Source organism: Streptomyces sp. NPDC033270, from assembly GCF_055576575.1.
This window is the reverse complement of record NZ_JBVIRA010000016.1, coordinates 114,676-131,920: the sequence shown is the minus strand read 5'-3', so window position 1 is coordinate 131,920 and position 17,245 is coordinate 114,676. Positions and strand designations below refer to the sequence as shown.

Below are 17,245 nucleotides of genomic sequence, written 5' to 3'. Positions count from 1 at the left end.
ACGGGCTGGTCTCAGTGTTTGGTGACGGTCAGTGCGCCGCGGGAGAGCGCGACGGCGCCCGCCATCGGGTCCACCTCGCCGGGGCGGCAGAGCCGCAGCCGGTGTCCGGCCCGGTCGGGGCCGGTGTCGCGGTCGGCGTAGCTGCGTACCTCGCTCACCTGGCGGACCAGTTCGGCGCGGTAGGGGTCGCCGAGGCCTTCCGCGTAGCCGCCGCCGATGCCGATGAGGTCGATCCGGGGATCGAGGCAGCGCAAGGTGCGCACGATTTCGGCGACGGGTTCCACGACGGTGGTGAGCAGGCGGCGGGCGGCGGGGTCTTCGGACCGTAGCCGGACGGGGAGGGCGTCGCGGATGCCCTCGGGGCGTTCGATGCCGAGCGCGGCCGCGACGTGCGGCAGGGCGGGTCCGGCGGCCAGGGCGGCGACGTGGCCGGTGCCGCCGCAGGGGCAGCTCAGTGCGCGGACGGCGGCGGGTGCGGTGGAAGCGGCCGGGAGGTGGCCGACCTCGCCCTGCATGCCGTGGGCGTCGACCGGGACGGAGCGTTCGGTGAGGTCGGCGGTGCGCAGGGCGATGCCGCTGCTCACCGTGAGGTACACGACGCGGCGGTGGTGGGGGCGGGCGAACCGCTCGACGAAGCTTGCAAGGCCGGCGGTGACGTCGTTGAACAGGTGCCAGTCGACGTCCGGGCGACGGGCGGTGAGCAGGGCGCGGAGCGGGACGGGCCGGTCCGGGCCACCGCCCCAGAGCGGGCCCGAACCGTGCAGCACGCCACGCTCCTCGTCCATGGCGGCACCGCAGGACATCGCCACCCGCGCGTCCGCCGGCACCGCGTCGGCCAGGGTCTCGATCAGCTGATCGAGGAGCGCTGCCGGATCCTCGCCGGGCCGGTTGAGGATGCTGGGCGCGGGGAGCCGTACGGTCTCCCCGGACCCGGTCCGGATCCGCAACCAGGTCCCTCCGAGGTCGACGGCGACCTCGGTACGTACCAGGTCGACGCGGTCCTCCGGCACGGCCCGTGGGCTCACAGCCGTATCCCCTCTGCCGGTTCGGCGTGTGCCCGGGGCTGCCGGATCTCCAGGCGGATACGGCCGTCCTGGACGTGGGCGGTGACGGCGGTCAGGTCGTCGACGCGGTACGGGGCCGGTTCGGCGACGGGGGCGGCGACGGCGACGGGGGTGCCGCCTGAGCGGCGGGCGGCGAGCAGGCCGGGGGCGGAGTCCTCGAAGAGGAGGCAGTCGGCGATGTCCACGTCGAGGAGGCGGGCGGCGGCGCGGAAGCCCTCGGGGTCGGGTTTGCCGACCTGGACGTCGTCGGCGCAGACGGCGACGGCGGGCAGGGGCAGTCCGGCGGCGGTGAGGCGGCGTTCGGTCATGGTGCGGGAGGCGGAGGTGACGACGGCCCAGGTGTGCGCGGGCAGGGAGGTGAGCAGCCGACGGGCGCCCGGGATCTCGGTGACGGTGTCGGCGGTGGCCTCCTCGCGTGCCCGGATCCAGGCGACTTCGGCGGTGACGTGGGAGGAGCCGGCTGCGGGGAGGAGCCCGGCGACGATGTCGTGCGCGGTGCGGCCGGGCAGCGCGGCGAGCACGGTGGCGGGGTCGAGACGGTGGCGGGCGGCGAACTCCCGCCAGACGCGGTCGATGGAGTCGGCGGAGTCGACCAGGGTGCCGTCCATGTCGAAGAGCAGAGCGCGGGCCGTCACGGCACGCAGGGAGGTCATCCGATCTCCAGGGTGTGTGCGGCGAGCCGGATCAGTTCGAGGTCTTCCTTCCAGTGCCTGCGCAGACGCTGGTCGCCGGGGTCGGTGTCGAGGATCACGTGGTCGGCACCGAGTTCGCGGAGGAAGGCGATGTCGGAGCGGATCTGGTCGGGTGTGCCGTAGCCGAGAGGCCGGGAGTCGGGGTCGGCGGGGGTGGTGGTGGGGAGGAAGAAGATCCTCGGGGCGAACTCCTTGCCTTCCGCGAGGGCCCCGGCGGCCAGGGCGCACAGTTGCCGGCTGGGGTGGAGCGGATGCCAGGCGGTGCCGATGCGGTTGACGCGTTCCAGGGCGCGCGGTCCGTTGCCGCCGATCCACAGCGGCGGATGCGGATCCTGTACGGGCCTGGGTGCGGTGTGCACCCGGTGGCCGCGGTGGGTGACGGTGTCGGAGGTCCACGCCGCGACCAGGACGTCCAGGGTTTGGTCGGTGAGGGCGCCGCGCCTGCGGAAGTCCACGCCCAGGACGTCGAAGGCGCGCGGGGCCCAGCCGACGCCGAAGCCTACGACGAGGCGGCCGCCGCTGAGCTGGTCGATGGTGGCGGTGGCCCGGGCGAGCGCGATCGGGTGGCGGTGGGAGGCGATGAGGACGCCCGCGCCGACACGGACGGTCTCGGTCTGCCCGGCCAGCCAGGAGAGGGTGGTGAGGCTCTCGTGGAACGGGGCCGGTGAGCGCCGGTGGGCGTCGTCGGTGAGGGCGAGGTGGTCGGAGACCAGGACGGTGTCGAAGCCCAGCCGTTCGGCCTCGCGGGTCCAGGTGAGCATGCCCTCAGGTGTCATCTGGGGGCCGAAGTTGGGCAGGTTGATGCCGAATTTCACGTGGTCACCGGCCCGGGGAGGGTGAGCCCGAAGGGAGCGTGGTGGGCTGTGGGGGCGGGTTGCGGTGTGGCGTGGAGTTCGAGCAGGTTGCCGCCGAGGCGGTCGAGGGGGCGCGGCGGTTCCTGGTCGGGGACACCGTGTTGGAAGAGTTCGAGGTTCAGAGCGTCGTCGACGACGACCATGGCCATCGCCGAGGTGCCCTCGACATCGAGGTCGAACTGGCGTCGCATGAAGGCCCGATCGACGGTGATCTCGGTGCGCAGGACGACCCGTGCCCGGTGGTGGGTGACCAGGTGGTCGACAGTGGCGTCGAGGCTCTGGACGCTGTAGCCGGTGTGGTCCAGGCCGAGCAGGGTCGGCAGGGGCGCGTCGTTGGCCGGCCGCTGGGCGTGGTGGAGCCGTTCGGCGGTGGTGTCGACGTATCCGGGGGTGTCGGGCCACTGTTGCAGTTCGAAGAGGGTGCCCCAGGGGGAGCGGAAGTAGATCCAGCGGTTTCCGCGGATCGGGCCCTCGGGGATGGTGACGATGTCGCCGAGGACGTCGACCCCGGGAAGCTCTTCCAGGTGGGCGACGGCTGCCTCGATGTCGCCGACGCGGAGGCAGAGGTGGTTGGTGCCGATGTCGACCAGGCGGGGCGGGGTGTCGGGGGTGCCGGCGGGCGCGGTGGGAACGAGTCGCACCTCGATGCCGGGTGAGAACGAGACGACGCCGGCCCCGCCGTCCCTGTCCACGGTCGAGGGCCCGGCCAGTTCCGCGAGGAAGGCGGTGGCCTCCGCGACGTCGGGCACCGCCACCGTGATCCGGTGGGCCGGCGGGCGGGTGCCCGGGGCGAGCGTCAGGGAGGTGTCCGGAGCCGTGCTCATGCGGGGGTTCCTTCGGGGTGCGGGGTCGGATCGACGACCCGGGTGGTGTGGGGGCTGGTGGCCGGAACCGGGTACGGCCGGTGGCCGGTTACGAGTACCGGCCGGTGGCCTAGGCCGTGGCCGGGGTCGGGACCGTGCGCGACTCCGTGACCGGGTGCGCAGCCGACATCGGGTGCGGGTGCGTCACGCCAGGAGCAGGACCTTCCCTCGCAGGCCGCCCGCGCCGAAGTCGTGGTGGGCGCGGGCGGCGTCGGCGAGCGGGTAGCGGCGGCCGGCCGGTACCGTGAGGCGGCCAGCGGTGATCAGGTCGCTCAGGGTCTGGAGCTGGTCGCCGTTCTCGTCGACGTAGCTCTTGCGGGGAGTGATGCCGCGCTCGGGCGCGGGCTGGAGGTTGTCGTCGATGGCGACGAACTGGCCGCCGTCGGCGACCGCGCGGATCGCGGCGGCCACGCCCGCGGTGTCGACGACAGCCGTGTGGGTGGCGTCGGGGAGATCTTCGGGCCGGGTGTGGACGGTGCCGACGCCGATGGCCCGCAGGGGTTCGGTGTCGCCGGTCCGGGCCAGGGCGTCGACGGGGTGCCCGTCGGCGAGCAACAGCTGGACGGCGATCCGGCCGACCGCGCCGGCCGCGCCGGTGACGAGCACCGGCGCGCCGGGCGGCAGCGTGAGCTTGGCCAGGGTCTGGACGGCGGTGAGTCCGGCGAGCGGGAGCGCGGCGACCTCCTCCAGCGGCGCTCCGGCCGGGGCACGGGCGAAGAGGCGTGCGTCGGCGGTGACCTGCTCGGCATAGGTGCCGTAGCGGTGGACCGGCTGGGCGATCATGCCGATGACCTGCTCGCCCACGGCGAACCGGGTGACCTCGCTGCCGGTCTCGGTGACGACGCCGGAGACGTCCCAGCCGGGGACGGCCGGGTAGGTCAGGTTCATGGTGAGGAAGCCGGAACGGGTCTTGAGGTCGACCGGGTTCACGGCGGCCGCGGTGACGGTGACACGGATGTCCTGCGGTCCGAGGGGCAGTTCGGGCACCTCGGCGAGGGCCAGGACCTCCGGGTCGCCGGTGCGGTGGAAGGTGACAGCTTTCATGCCGGTGGGTTCTCCCTCGGAGGAACGGTGGTGAAGGCGTGGCGGGCGTTGGCCTCCGCCGCGGTCAGGGCGAGTCCGCCGTCGGCGAGGACCGAGGCGCCGGTGAGGTAGCCGGAGCCGGGCCCGGCGAGATAGGCGATGAGCGAGGCGATCTCCTCGGCTCCGGCCGGGCGTCCGAGCGGAATGTCGGGCCGGGAGATCTCCCGGTAGGTGTCCTCGTCGTGGACGCCGTTCATGGCGGTGGCGGTCTCGCCGGGGGCGACGGAGTTGACCCGGATGCCGAACCGGCCGAACTCCAGGGCGAGAACCTTGGTGATCATGCCCAGGGCGGCCTTGCTGGCGCAGTAGAGCGCGCCGCCGCTGATGGGCACGGTCTCGTGGACGGAGGTGACGTTCACGATGCTGCCCCGGACGCCGCCTCGGATCATGTGGTGGCCCACCGCGGAGGCGAGCGTCATGGGGGCGAGGGCGTTGATCGCGAACACCTCGTCGGCCCGCTTCAGTTCAAGGGCGTCGGCGGCGGTGCGGTCGTTGATGCCGGCGTTGTTGACCAGGCAGTCGATACGCCCGGCCCGCTCGACGGCGGCCATGCAGCTGTCGACGGCGGCCTCCGGGTCGCGCAGATCGGCCCGGACCGGGACGCACTCGGCGCCGGTGGTGCGCTGCAGCTCCCCGGCGACCTGGCGGATCCGGTCCTCGCCGGTGGCGTAGCCGAGAAGCAGCCGGTGGCCGGGGCGGGCGAGCGCCCGGGCGGCGGCCCGGCCGATGCCGCTGCTGGCGCCGGTGATCAGTGTGGTGTGCAGGTCAGGCAACGCTCAGCACCACCTTGGGCCGGATCCGGCCGTGCTGGAGCACGTCGAAGGCGCGGGCGACCTCGGCGAGCGGTATCACCTGGTCGACGAGACCGGCGGCGAGTTCGTCGACGAGGGCGACGGCGCGGGCGTAGTGGTCGACGCCGTGCCGGACTCCCGCGATGCGGAGGCCGTTGAGGGTGATCCGGCCGGGGTCGACGGTCTCGGCCTGCGCGGGGACACCGACCAGGAGGCACAGGCCGCCGGGGCGCAGACGGTCCAGCGCGGCGGTGAGGGTGCCGGGGGCACCGGAGCACTCCAGGACGAGGTCGTAGCCGGTGGGCGCGTCGGCGGTGCGCGTGACCCGGTCGCGGTAGCTGCCGGGCGGGAGGTGGCCGACGCTGCCGGGTTCGGCGATGTCGACGGTCACCGGGTAGCGGGCGAGAACGGCGGCGGCGAGGCTGCCCATGGTGCCCGCGCCGACGACCAGGACCTGGTCACCGGCCCGGAGGTCGGCCGCGCGGACCGCCTCCAGGACGGTGACCAGGGGTTCGACCAGGACGTGTGCCGGGCGTGGGTGCTCCGTGCCGGGACCGAAGGGGACCAGGGCATGGCGGGGCATCACCAGGTACTCGGCGGCGGCACCGGTCCAGCCGTACAGGCCGACCTCGCGCAGTTCGGTGCAGAGGTTGCGGTGGCCGGAGGCGCAGGACCGGCAGGACTGGCAGGGGATCATGGTGGAGCCGGTGACCACCTCGCCGTGGCGCAGTCCGGTGACGCCGGGGCCGTACTCCTCGACGGTGCCGGCCCATTCGTGGCCGAACCGGTGCGGGAAGGCGGCCCGCCCGTCGGCGAGGTAGGGGGAGGTGCCGTGGAGCAGCTCCAGGTCGCTGCCGCACAGGCCGACGTAGGCGATCCTGACCAGGACCTCACCGGGTCCGGCGACCGGTCGGGCGGTCTCCACCAGGGTCGCGGTGTGCGGTTTGTCGATGACGGCGGCCCGCATCAACGGCCCTCACCTGCCGTCCGGGCAAGGGTGCGGCGGGTGCCCACGGCAAGGGCGAGGACGGCTGCCAGGGCCAGGGCGGCGCCGACCGCGGGCAGCGAGGCCAGCGATGCTCCGAGGGAGAGGGTGGCCGAGCCGATCCAGGCGCCGGCGGCGTTGGCGAGCTGGAAGCCCGCGATGTTGACCGTGGCGGCGAGGTTGGGGGCCTCACTCGCCGCGGTGATCAACTTGGAGGCCAGCGGCGGGATGATCGAGAAGCCCGCAGCGCCAAGGACGAAGAGCCAGGGGGCGGTGAACCAGGTGCTCGAACCGAAGAGCGCGAGCAGGCCGAGGGCGACGGTGAGGGCGCCGAGCGCGACGAACAGGGTGCGGTCGATGGAGCGGTCGGCGAAGTGTCCGCCGAGCTGGTTCCCGGCCACCGAGCCGATACCGAAGACGAACAGGAGCAGCGTGACGTGACCGGACGAGAAGCCGGTGTAGTCGCGGAGGTAGGGCGCGATGTAGGTGAAGACGACGAACAGGGCGGCCTGGCTGAGCGCGGTCAGGGTGAGCGCAGCCCACACCGAGGGCCGGGTGAAGACGGTGAGTTCGGCGGAGATGGACCCGGCCGGGCGAGCGGGAGCGCGCCGGGTGACGGCCACGAGCCCGACGGTGACCAGGGTCTGGAAGACGGCGACGACCACGAAGGAGGTACGCCAGCCGAACTCGCCGCCGATCAGGGTGCCGAGCGGCACGCCGAGCACGGTGGCCAGGTTCAGGCCGAGCGAGACCCGGGCGATCACCCGGCCCTGGAACTCCGGCGGCACCAGCGAGGTGGCGAGGACCAGGCAGAGGGCGAAGAAGGTGGCGTGCGGCAGCGCGGTGACGATCCGGAAGACGATCAGGAGCGCGAAGCTGTGCGCCAGAGCCGTGCCGAGGGTGCCGATGACGAAGACCGCCATGGAGCCGATGATCAGGGCGGTGCGCGGCACCCGGGTGGTGACGATGGTGAGCAGCGGACCGCCGATCATCACGGTGACCGCGTAGACGGTCACCAGGAGGCCGGCGGTGGCGTCGGATACCTTGACGTCGCCCGCGATGTCCGGCAGGACACCGGCGACGAGGTATTCGACGGTGCCGACGCCGAAGACGGCGAGCAGCATCCAGAACACGGCGGCGTTGGCGCCCGCCCCTGGTACGGGCGTTGCGGTCTCGGTCTTGGTGGTGGCGGTCAACGGACGCCCCCCTTCGTCTCGTTCGTCTCGGTGGTGTGTGCGTGCGCGCCGGTGTACTCCACGACCACGCAGCCCCAGGTGAATCCGGCGCCTATGCCGGTGAGCAGCACCCGGTCGCCCGGGGTGAGGGCGCCGGAGTGGCGCAGCAGGTCGAGGCCGACGACCGGGTCGGCAGCGCCGGTGTGCCCGATCTCCCAGCCGCGTTCGGCGAGCGTCTGGCCGGCGTCGATCTTCAGCGGGGTGAAGCACTGCTTGCGCAGCAGGACCCGGCCGAAGTGCGGCACCAGCCAGTGGGCGATGTCGGAGTGTGCGGTGTCGGCGTCGGCGAGTGCGGTCTCGGCGCTGCGTGACAGTGCGGCGGTGTTCCGGGTCCAGAACTCCTCGATGCTGCGGGTCTCGGTGAATGCGGTGACCCGCTGGCACAGGTCGATGGGGGTGCTGGAGCCGTAGTACGGCATCGCCATCGAATCGTTGCCGCGGTGCATCCGCTCGAGCAGCGGGTCGCTGACCACGGAGGTGGACAGGACCCGGAAGGGGCCGCCGTCGTGGCCGAGGACCAGGGCACCCGCGCCGTCGCCGTAGACCAGTCCGCTGTCGGAGTTCCAGCGGTCGAAGAGCGGCAGCTGCCAGACGTCGGAGGCGGTGACCATGCCCTTGCCGGAGCCCGCACACCAGCGACCGACGAGTTCCATGCCGACGACGGCGCCCGCACAGGCGGTGCGTATCTCGATCGGTATGCATTCCTCTATGCCGAGCTCGCTCTGCAGATAAGCGCCGCAGTTCCAGGCCTCCAGGCCGTTGTTCAGCACCACCGCGTGGACCAGGACATCGATGTCAGCGGGGTCGGTCCCGGCGTCCGCGAGCGCGGCGCGTCCGGCGGCCGCCGCCATCTCGGGGGCGGTCTCGCCGCGTTCGGGTCGGGCTATGGTGGCCGACACCTGTCCGGTCTTCTCGTGTTCGACCTGGCTGTACCGTCCAGCGGCCACCATCTCTGCGGCGAACTCACGCTCTTCGGGCAGATAGGAGCCGAAGCCCTCGATGTAGAGGCTGTCCCACTTCACGCTGCCTCACCGGCCCCTACGAGTCCGGCGGCCGGTCCGAAGTCCTGCCCGATCCGTCGTCGTTCGGTGTCGAGTTCCTTGAGCGCGGTGTTCAGTTCCTCGGGGGTGACGTCGTTGACGAAGCGGTGGTGTCCGATGCCGACCGGCAGCGGCAGCCGCTGCTGTCCGTCGCGGTGGCGCACTGTGTCGGCGAGTGCGCCGTCCAGGATTCCCGGGCGGGCCAGGACCTCGGTCCACAGGGGCAGTCGCAGCCGGTCCATCAGTGCCAGTACGCGCTGGGCCTGATGCTCGGTGACATCGCCGCGCATCCTTCCCATCACGGTGGTGAGCGCCATGTCGACGGCGACCGCCTCACCGTGCAGCAGCTCCGGCAGCGCCTCCATCTCGATGGTGGGGCTGAAGGTGTGCCCGTAGTCGACGCACCGTTCCAGGCACTGTTCCCACAGATTGGGCTGGAGTTCTTCCAGCATCAGATGGATGGCCTCGGAGACGACCCGGCGGGCCGCCGTCTCCAGTGCGGGAGTGCTTCCCTGGAAGCGGTCCTCGATCAGCAGCGGCCCGAAGTCCTCCAGAAGACCGAAGAGTTCCGCCGACTTGATCAGCGCCATCTTGAGGATCTCCGCCAGCCCGTTGGAGAGGTGCCGGGCGTCGAGAGTGCTCAGGAAGGAGCGGTCCACGAAGGTCGCCACGGCCGGCGCGTAGGTGCCGAGCCGGTTCTTGCCCTGCTGGTAGTTGACCCCGGTCTTCACGCCGACCCCGGCGTCGACCAGGCCCACCAGCGTGGTGGGTATGCGTATGTAGGGTGTGCCGCGCCGGTACAGGCTGGCGGCGAGTCCGACGACGTCGAGGAGGACGCCGCCGCCGATTGCGATCACCGGTTCGCGCCTGCGGTCGATGCCGAAGTCGTTCATGGCGTCGACCACGTCCGTCACCAGGCTCCACCGCTTGACGCTCTCGTCCGCGCGTACGGGAAGGAGGGTGACCGCGATGCCGTGGTGGTCGAAGTAGCGGGTGATGCGCTCCCCGTGGAGTTTCCGAACGGTGGAGTCGATCACGACGAGACGCCGGTCGCCGGGTAACAGCGGGGCGTCAGCGCAGCCCGATAACAGCAGAGTGCTGTCGAGCTCGAACAGTCCGGACGCCTCGACGACGTGGTACCGAACCTGTTTGATGGCCTCCACGGTCCAAGACGGGGAGGCGGAGTGACGACGCGTTAAGCCATCGGTGTATGCGGCACTGCTGTGCACCTGGAGTCCCCCTGTGTGCAGACAGATGTGTCACGGCCGGCGACCACCCTGTCGCCGCGCCGCGTGGCGCATGGAGATGCGGCGAGGGACCACGCCTGTCGGCGTACCGGTTTCCCCTCACCCGCCCGGCGACACTACCATTCGTTTATCGATCGATACATGAATAATGGATCACACCGGTGTGAAGCCGCGTCCCGGCCCGCGCCCCGACAGAGCACCCTCACTGACGACGACGCGGGAGCACCCGATGGCAGGCGTACGCGGCCAGGGCCGTAAGTTCGATCTCGAACACATTCTGGACAAGGCCATGCTCGCCTTCTGGCGGCACGGTTACGACGGCACCTCGGTGGCCACCCTCACCCGGGAGATGGGGATCAACGCCCCCAGCCTCTACGCGGCCTTCGGCAGCAAGGAGGGCCTCTTCTTCGCCGCCGTCGAGTACTACAAAAACGGCAGGGGCGGCTTCATGCAGCGCGCCTTCGACGAGGAGGACCGCTCCCCCGCCCTGATCCATCGCCTGCTGCACGAGGCGGTCGACGCCTACACCCACACCGACAGTCCCGGCGGCTGCCTGGTCATAGGCTCCGCCACCCGGGTCTCCGACGCCGCCCAGCAAGTCGCCGACCACCTCCGCGATCTCCGCAACGCCAACATCGACCGCCTGGAGGCCCGCATCAGAGCCGACATCGCCGCGGGCACCCTCCCGGCCGGCACCGACGCACGCGCGGTCGCCGAGTTCACCGGGGTGATCGTTCAGGGCATGTCCCACCGGGCCCGGGACGGCGCGACGGCCGAGGCGTTGCGGACGGTCGCGGGAACGGCGTGGGAGTCGGTCCGCGGACTGCTGGGCGAGACGTAAGGTCGGCCCGGGAGAGCCCGATGACGGTGCCGCCGGCCGGCGCGGGAAGACACCGGCGGCGATCATCGACCCGTACACCGCCTGCATGCCGCACTCGCCCGCGAGGAGGGTCAGCGCCGAAGACCAACGGGAGGGTGACGCAGCCGGGGTGCACGACCAGCACGGGGTGCAAGCCGAGCAGCCCCAGACGGGCGGGCGGCAGGACCTGCCTTGCAGGTCAATGGCGCACCACTCGCCACAGGCCGGTCCGGAACCAGACCCGCGAGCAGCGGATGCAGTTCGTTGAGGCGAAGTTGGCGCTCCGACCCCAAAAAGAAGGTTTCCGCAGGTCACAGCCCTGCACTGGTGGGGCGGGTGGGACTCGAACCCACGACCGACGGATTATGAGTCCGCTGCTCTAACCGGCTGAGCTACCGCCCCCCACGGCGCGTCGCGCACATTTGTGCGCGCCGTCTGCCGCAGCATAGCCGCTCATACGATCTGCTGCCCGTGAGGGCTGCCGTCGTGCGACATCGGATGCCCAAGAGGACTTCGATCACCCGGGGTTCGGTTCCACGACACAAGAAAAAGGACCCCTTTCGGGGTCCTCGTTCTCTCTGCTCCCCCGACTGGACTCGAACCAGTAACCCTCCGGTTAACAGCCGAATGCTCTGCCAATTGAGCTACAGGGGACCGAGCTCCCCCGACTGGACTCGAACCAGTAACCTGCCGGTTAACAGCCGGCTGCTCTGCCAATTGAGCTACAGGGGATTGCTCTGTGTGCCTCGAATGCATCGCTGTCCGGGCCTCCGGACGGCGCGCGCTCGCTGCGACACATACATTAGCGCAAGCAGGGGGGTGCTCCGCCAATCGGTATCGCCTCAGGTCACCTCGGGTGATCTCCGGCCCCGGAGGGTAGGGGCGCGGCACAGCCCGGCGTGCCGGTGCGTGGTGGCACCGGACGGGACCGACAGAGGGAAAGGTGGAGCGATGCGCTACCGGCTCACGTTCATCGCGGGACTGGCCACGGGTTACGTGCTCGGCGCACGAGCCGGCCGCGAGCGGTACGAGCAGCTCCGCAAGGCCGCCCAGCGGGTCGCGCAGAACCCGGCGGTCCGCAACAGTGCCGAGTCCGTTGCCCTGACCGGGCGCGAGGCGGCGACCAAGGCGTTCGGAACGGTTTCCGCCAAGGTCGGGGACCGGCTGCCCGGAGCCGTCACCGACCGGGTCCGCTCCCTGCGGGAGCGGCGAGCCGCCGACGAGGACGACTGGGGAACCAGCAACACCTGAGCCGGACGGGTCGAAGGATCGGACGGTTCGGCGGGCGGCGGGAAGATCCCCGGGGGGCAGCGCAGGCGGATGACCTCAGGGAATGCCCGGGGAGCGGGTCGGGGGGATACCGGAAGGGACCCGAGGCCGCCCCTCCCGGGCAAACCCTGACTCTCTCCTTATGCGTCCCATGAGGCATCATCTGGGGCCATGGGGATAGTCGCCGGATTGGACAGTTCGTCCGAGAGCACACGCATCGTCGTCTGCGATGCGGACACGGGTGCCGTCATCAGACGGGGGTATGCCCCGCACCCCGTTGAAAAGGGGCCCGAGGCCGATCCGCAGGCGTGGCTGATGTCGCTCGGCGAGGCGGCTGGCAACGGGCTGCTCGAAGGCGTACAGGCCATCGGTGTCTCGGCGCAGCAGCACGGGCTGCTGCCGCTGGACGCCGAGGGCAACCTCGTACGGCCGGCGCTGCTGGGCAACGACAAGCGGGCGCAGAGCGCGGCCGCGGATCTGGTCGACTCGCTGGGCGGGCGTGCCGCATGGGCGCAGGCCGTCGGAGCGGTGCCGCAGGCCGCGCACCTGGTGACCAAGCTGCGCTGGCTGGCGCGTACGGAGCCGGCGAACGCGGCCCGGATTGCGGAGGTCATGCAGCCGCACGACTGGCTGGCCTGGCAGCTGCTGGGGCGGCCCGCGCGGCGTACCACGGACCGGGGCGGGGCCTCGGCGACCGGCTTCTGGTCGGCGGCGAGCGCGTCGTACCGGCCGGATCTCGTGGAGCTGGCGCTCGGGCACCAGGTACGGCTGCCGGAGGTGCTGGGCCCCTCCGGGACCGCCGGCTTCACCCCGGAAGGCCTGCTGATCTCCGCGGGTACGGGCGAGACGATGGCCGCGGCGTTCGGGCTCGGCGTCGGAGAGGGTGACGCCGTGGTGTCGCTGGGCGCCTCGGGGTCGGTGTTCGGGATCCACCATGAGGCGCTGGCCGACCCGAGCGGCACGATCACTTCGTTCGCCGACGCCACCGGACGGCATCTGCCGGTGGTGCACACCAGCAACGCGGTGCGGGTGCTGCGCGGCGCCGCGGAGATGCTGGGGACGGACCTGGAGGGGGTGTCCGATCTGGCGCTGAAGTCGTCGCCCGGTGCGTACGGCATGGTGCTGCTGCCCTATCTGGAGGGCGAGCGGACGCCTCATCTGCCGCACACCGCCGGCTCGTTGCACGGGATGCGGCGGGAGAGCATGAAGCCGGAGCATCTGGCGCGGGCGGCCGTGGAGGGCATGCTCTGCGGCCTCGCCGACGCGCTGGACGTGCTGCGCGGGCGGGGCGTGGCGGTGCGCCGGGTGTTCCTGCTGGGCGCGGCGGCGGAGCTGGGCGCGGTGCAGGCGGTCGCGCCGGGGCTGTTCGGGGTGCAGGTCGTGGTGCCAGAGCCGGCGGAGTACGCGGCGCTGGGCGCGGCGCGGCAGGCGGCCTGGGCGTGGGGGGTCGCGCACGGCACGCTCGCGCCGGCCGCCGGAGCACCGGCCCGTCCGGGCGGCGGGGCCGCCTGGGTCGATCCGCCGCAGTGGCCGGCCGCCGCGAGCCAGATCTTCGATCCGGGCGAGGAGCTGCCGGTCGGGCAGGCCGTGCGCCAGCAGTACGCGGCGGTGCGCGACGAGGCCCATCCGGGGGCGTTCCAGCGGGAGGCGTGACGGGCGCACCTCAGGGGCGGGGCGAACAGATCCCGTAGGGGATGCGAGCGCCCCCTGCGGGGCCACAACGGGATGGGGTCGGGTGGTATTCCCATCGGACAGGCCCTAGTCGAGGTAGCCGCGGAGCTGGTCGGCGAAGGCGTGGTCGCGGAGTTTGTTGAGGGTCTTGGACTCGATCTGCCGTATCCGTTCGCGGGTGACCCCGAAGATCCGGCCGATCTCCTCCAGCGTGCGGGGGCGGCCGTCGGCCAGGCCGTAGCGGAGCTGGACGACCTTGCGTTCGCGTTCGCCGAGGGTGGACAGGACCGCGTCGAGGTGCTCGCGCAGCAGCAGGAACGCGGCGGACTCGACGGGTGAGGCGGCGTCGCCGTCCTCGATGAGGTCGCCGAGGGCGACGTCCTCCTCCTCGCCGACGGGAGCGTGCAGCGAGACCGGCTCCTGCGCCAGGCGCAGCACCTCGCTGACGCGTTCCTCGGTCAGGTCGAGGTGGGCGGCGACCTCCTCGGGCGTCGGTTCGTAGCCGCGCTCCTGGAGCATCCGGCGCTGGACGCGCACCACCCGGTTGATCAGCTCGACGACGTGGACCGGGACGCGGATCGTCCTGGCCTGGTCGGCGAGGGCGCGTGACATCGCCTGGCGGATCCACCACGTGGCGTAGGTGGAGAACTTGTAGCCGCGGGCGTAGTCGAACTTCTCGACGGCGCGGATCAGTCCGAGGTTTCCCTCCTGGACGAGGTCGAGCATGGTCAGCCCGCGGCCGACGTAGCGCTTGGCGACGGAGACCACCAGGCGGAGGTTGGCCTCGATCAGGCGGCGTTTGGCCATTCGGCCCAGGACCACCAACTTGTCGAGGTCGTAGGCGAGTTGGGACGACAGGTCGGGGGTGCTGGTGAGCTTCTCCTCGGCGAAGAGGCCAGCCTCCACCCGGCGGGCGAGCTCCACCTCCTCGGCGGCGGTGAGCAGCGGGATCCGGCCGATCTCGCGGAGGTACTGGCGGAAGAGATCGGAGGACGGGCCGCTGCCGGGGTCGGGGCGGGGCGAGGGTGCCGGCTCCCGTTCCAGTGCCGCTCCCGGCTCCGCTTCCGGTTCTGGTTCCGCTTCCGGTTCCGGCCCCGGGCCCGGTTCCGGGGCGATCTCCCCGAGGTACATCTCGGCGGCGGGAGGCTCGGCCTGCTGCGGCACGGTGACCGGTTCCGGGGCCGGCTCCCTCTGCGGCTCGGCGGCCGGGTCCGTGACCGGGTCCGTGTCCGGTTCCACGGCAGTCGGCGCATCGGCGAGGGTCTGGGTCTGCACGGGGGCGACCTCCAGGGTGATCGCAGCTGAGGCGGCAGAAAGGTCGGGCACGGTAGCGGCCGAGCCGCCTCCCGTCCCGTACGTCAAGAGCGGTTCCGCGGGGGATTCCGGTGGCGTACGACCGGACCCGCCGCGCTCCGAGGACTCAGGCACCGCTTCTCAGTGTGGAGTACGACACACTCCCGCCACGAGGGGCGTGCGACCACTTTTTGAGTCCGATCCGTGACCGGACGGCTACTGCGGGGTGTTGCCGGAGGGGTCGGGGCGGGTCGGGCCGGGGCCGGAACGCGTACGGCGTCCGCAGCGCCGCGTGCGCAGGCCTACAGCGCCGCGTAGCCGCGTTCGCGGAGGGACTGGCCGTACTGCTGGAGGACCCACAGTTCGTTCTGTACGGCGGCCAGGTGCTCGGGGTCGGCGCGGGGGCCGAGGCGCTGGAGGGTGCCGCGGATCTCCGTGACGCGCTGGTTGACGGCGGCCAGGCGGACGGCGACCAACTGGACGCCGGCGTAGGCCTCGTCGGGCTCGCGACGGGTGTGCAGCGGTTCGACGGCGAGCTCGGTGATCATGGCGCGGACGGTGTCGTCGGGGGCGACCTCGCGCACCCGGGGGACGTACCCGCTGTCGGCAGCGCCGGCGGTCGCCCCGCCGGCGTCCTCGATGCACTGGCGGACGACGGCGTAGGGCGGCGCGGTGAACTCGTCGGCCCCGTAGGCGTCGAAGGCCGGGGAGACCAGGTCGGGGCGCTGCAGGGCGAGCTTGAGCAGTTCGCGCTCGACGCGGTGGGCGGGGCTGCGGAGGTTGAGCGCCGGGCCGCGCGGGCCGGGGGCGGGGCCGGGCTGGTCGGGCCCGGGGGCCGGGCCGCGGCGCTGGGGGCGGCCCTGGTCGGGGCCGGCGCCGTCGCGGCCGCGCTCGCGGGCCCAGCGGGCGAGCTGGCCGACCCGGCGGACGACGAACTGGGTGTCCAGGATGCCGAGCATGCCGGCGAGCTGGACGGCGGATTCGTGCTGGATGGAGCTGTTCTTGATGTGGGCGACGATCGGGGCGGCCTCGTCGAGGGCGGCGGCCCGGCCGACCGTGGTGTCGAGGTTGTGGCGCGAGACGACATGGCGCAGGGCGAACTCGAAGAGCGGGGTGCGGGACTCGACGAGGTCGGCGACGGCCTGGTCGCCCTTGGCGAGCCGCAGGTCGCAGGGGTCCATGCCGCCGGGGGTGATGGCGATGGAGGTCTCGGCGGCGAACTTCTGGTCGTCTTCGAAGGCGCGCAGGGCGGCCTTCTGACCTGCGGCGTCGCCGTCGAAGGTGAAGACGACCTCGGAGCCGGAGTTGTCCATCAGCAGCCGCCGCAGGATCTTGATGTGGCCCTCGCCGAAGGACGTGCCGCAGGTGGCGATGGCGGTGGTGACGCCGGCCAGATGGCAGGACATGACGTCCGTGTACCCCTCGACGACCACCGCGCGGTTGGTCCTGGCGATCTCCTTCTTGGCGAGGTCGATGCCGTAGAGGACCTGGGACTTGCGGTAGAGGGGGGTCTCGGGGGTGTTGAGGTACTTGGGGCCGTTGTCGTCGTCGCGGAGCTTGCGGGCGCCGAACCCGACGACCTCGCCGGCGATGTCGCGGATCGGCCACATCAGACGGCCGCGGAAGCGGTCGATGGGGCCGCGGCGGCCCTCCTGGGAGAGGCCGGCCAGGACCAGCTCCTTGTCCGTGAAGCCACGGCCGCGCAGGAAGCGGGTGAGGTGGTCCCAGCCGGCCGGGCTGTAGCCGACGCCGAAGTGCTGGGCGGCGGCCTGGTCGAAGCCGCGCTCGGCGAGGAACTTCCGGGCGATCTCGGCCTCGGGGCCGTCCAGCTGCTCGACGTAGAACTGCGCGGCGGCCTTGTGGGCCTCCACCAGGCGGGTGCGCTCGCCCTGCTGGCGGCCGGGGGTGTAGCCGCCCTCCTCGTAGCGCAGGGTGATGCCGGCCTGGGAGGCGAGGCGCTCGATGGTCTCGGCGAAGGAGAGGTGGTCGATCTTCATGATGAAGTCGACGGTGTCGCCGCCCTCCTGGCAGCCGAAGCAGTGGTAGAGGCCCTTGGCGGGGCTGACGTGGAAGGACGGGGACTTCTCGTCGTGGAAGGGGCACAGCCCCTTGAGGTTGCCGCCGCCGGCGTTGCGGAGCTGGAGGTACTCGGACACGACGGCGTCGATCGGGACCGCGTCCCGTACCGCCTTCACATCGTCATCGTTGATCCTGCCTGCCACGCGTGAATTCTACGGCCGGGGTCGGACAGTCCCGGCCGCAGGCCGCTGCCGGGCGGTCCCCGGCGGCGCGGCGGCGG

At 72.0% G+C, this 17,245-nt stretch carries 15 protein-coding genes and 3 tRNA genes; 3 read left to right on the top strand and 15 right to left on the bottom strand.

Translation table 11 applies throughout. From position 1 onward, the window contains the following. Positions 1 to 11: 11 nt before the first annotated feature. The 10 genes from ACZ5XZ_RS22675 to ACZ5XZ_RS22630 form a co-directional block, all read right to left on the bottom strand. Positions 12 to 1,025 (bottom strand): ROK family protein, encoded by a 1,014-nt coding sequence (locus ACZ5XZ_RS22675; protein WP_468980764.1) that lies wholly within the window; start codon positions 1,023 to 1,025, stop codon positions 12 to 14. Further along, positions 1,022 to 1,717: an HAD-IA family hydrolase gene (locus ACZ5XZ_RS22670; protein ID WP_468980762.1), complete on the bottom strand. Its 696-nt coding sequence runs from the start codon at positions 1,715 to 1,717 to the stop codon at positions 1,022 to 1,024. Before ACZ5XZ_RS22670 ends, ACZ5XZ_RS22675 begins: the two co-directional genes overlap by 4 nt. Beyond that, positions 1,714 to 2,571: a TIGR03619 family F420-dependent LLM class oxidoreductase gene (locus ACZ5XZ_RS22665; RefSeq protein ID WP_468980759.1), complete on the bottom strand. Its 858-nt coding sequence runs from the start codon at positions 2,569 to 2,571 to the stop codon at positions 1,714 to 1,716. The genes ACZ5XZ_RS22670 and ACZ5XZ_RS22665 overlap by 4 nt, the downstream gene beginning before the upstream one ends. Beyond that, on the bottom strand, positions 2,568 to 3,434 hold the full coding sequence (locus ACZ5XZ_RS22660) for a VOC family protein (protein ID WP_468980757.1): 867 nt from the start codon (positions 3,432 to 3,434) through the stop codon (positions 2,568 to 2,570). The genes ACZ5XZ_RS22665 and ACZ5XZ_RS22660 overlap by 4 nt, the downstream gene beginning before the upstream one ends. Before the next feature lie 183 nt (positions 3,435 to 3,617). Beyond that, positions 3,618 to 4,517 carry an NADP-dependent oxidoreductase gene (locus tag ACZ5XZ_RS22655; RefSeq protein WP_468980755.1) on the bottom strand — a complete coding sequence of 300 codons (900 nt, stop codon included), beginning with the start codon at positions 4,515 to 4,517 and terminating at the stop codon, positions 3,618 to 3,620. Further along, positions 4,514 to 5,329 carry an SDR family oxidoreductase gene (locus ACZ5XZ_RS22650; RefSeq protein WP_468980753.1) on the bottom strand — a complete coding sequence of 272 codons (816 nt, stop codon included), beginning with the start codon at positions 5,327 to 5,329 and terminating at the stop codon, positions 4,514 to 4,516. The genes ACZ5XZ_RS22655 and ACZ5XZ_RS22650 overlap by 4 nt, the downstream gene beginning before the upstream one ends. Then, a complete protein-coding gene (locus ACZ5XZ_RS22645) occupies positions 5,322 to 6,314 on the bottom strand; it encodes a zinc-dependent alcohol dehydrogenase (protein WP_468980750.1) in 993 nt (330 codons plus the stop codon). The genes ACZ5XZ_RS22650 and ACZ5XZ_RS22645 overlap by 8 nt, the downstream gene beginning before the upstream one ends. Next, positions 6,314 to 7,528: an MFS transporter gene (locus ACZ5XZ_RS22640; RefSeq protein ID WP_468980747.1), complete on the bottom strand. Its 1,215-nt coding sequence runs from the start codon at positions 7,526 to 7,528 to the stop codon at positions 6,314 to 6,316. Before ACZ5XZ_RS22640 ends, ACZ5XZ_RS22645 begins: the two co-directional genes overlap by 1 nt. Then, positions 7,525 to 8,589, bottom strand: a complete 1,065-nt coding sequence (locus tag ACZ5XZ_RS22635; protein WP_468980745.1) for a 3-oxoacyl-ACP synthase III family protein — start codon at positions 8,587 to 8,589, stop codon at positions 7,525 to 7,527. Before ACZ5XZ_RS22635 ends, ACZ5XZ_RS22640 begins: the two co-directional genes overlap by 4 nt. Further along, the gene (locus ACZ5XZ_RS22630; protein ID WP_468980743.1) at positions 8,586 to 9,770 is read right to left on the bottom strand and encodes a sedoheptulose 7-phosphate cyclase; all 1,185 of its coding nucleotides are present in this window, start codon (positions 9,768 to 9,770) and stop codon (positions 8,586 to 8,588) included. Before ACZ5XZ_RS22630 ends, ACZ5XZ_RS22635 begins: the two co-directional genes overlap by 4 nt. 313 nt (positions 9,771 to 10,083) lie before the next feature. Between ACZ5XZ_RS22630 and ACZ5XZ_RS22625 the strand changes: the two genes are divergently transcribed. Further along, positions 10,084 to 10,695, top strand: coding sequence for a TetR/AcrR family transcriptional regulator (locus ACZ5XZ_RS22625; protein ID WP_468980742.1), 612 nt, complete (start codon positions 10,084 to 10,086; stop codon positions 10,693 to 10,695). Between the two features lie 343 nt (positions 10,696 to 11,038). Here the strand turns inward: ACZ5XZ_RS22625 and ACZ5XZ_RS22620 are convergent. The 3 genes from ACZ5XZ_RS22620 to ACZ5XZ_RS22610 all read right to left on the bottom strand — a co-directional run bounded on the left by ACZ5XZ_RS22620 (position 11,039) and on the right by ACZ5XZ_RS22610 (position 11,445). Then, positions 11,039 to 11,115: transfer RNA gene (locus tag ACZ5XZ_RS22620), tRNA-Ile, on the bottom strand. Positions 11,116 to 11,294: 179 nt separating this feature from the next. Further along, positions 11,295 to 11,367: transfer RNA gene (locus ACZ5XZ_RS22615), tRNA-Asn, on the bottom strand. A gap of 5 nt (positions 11,368 to 11,372) precedes the next feature. Then, positions 11,373 to 11,445: transfer RNA gene (locus ACZ5XZ_RS22610), tRNA-Asn, on the bottom strand. Between the two features lie 219 nt (positions 11,446 to 11,664). Here ACZ5XZ_RS22610 and ACZ5XZ_RS22605 point away from each other — a divergent pair. Further along, entirely contained in the window at positions 11,665 to 11,964 is a 300-nt protein-coding gene (locus ACZ5XZ_RS22605) for a YtxH domain-containing protein (protein ID WP_468980741.1), read from the top strand. 189 nt (positions 11,965 to 12,153) lie between these two features. Next, on the top strand, positions 12,154 to 13,635 hold the full coding sequence (locus ACZ5XZ_RS22600; RefSeq protein ID WP_468980740.1) for an FGGY family carbohydrate kinase: 1,482 nt from the start codon (positions 12,154 to 12,156) through the stop codon (positions 13,633 to 13,635). Positions 13,636 to 13,740: 105 nt separating this feature from the next. Here the strand turns inward: ACZ5XZ_RS22600 and ACZ5XZ_RS22595 are convergent, their stop codons facing one another. Then, a complete protein-coding gene (locus ACZ5XZ_RS22595; protein ID WP_468980739.1) occupies positions 13,741 to 15,081 on the bottom strand; it encodes an RNA polymerase sigma factor in 1,341 nt (446 codons plus the stop codon). Between the two features lie 167 nt (positions 15,082 to 15,248). Beyond that, positions 15,249 to 17,168 (bottom strand): DNA primase, encoded by a 1,920-nt coding sequence (gene dnaG / locus ACZ5XZ_RS22590; RefSeq protein WP_468980738.1) that lies wholly within the window; start codon positions 17,166 to 17,168, stop codon positions 15,249 to 15,251. Positions 17,169 to 17,245: the final 77 nt, after the last annotated feature.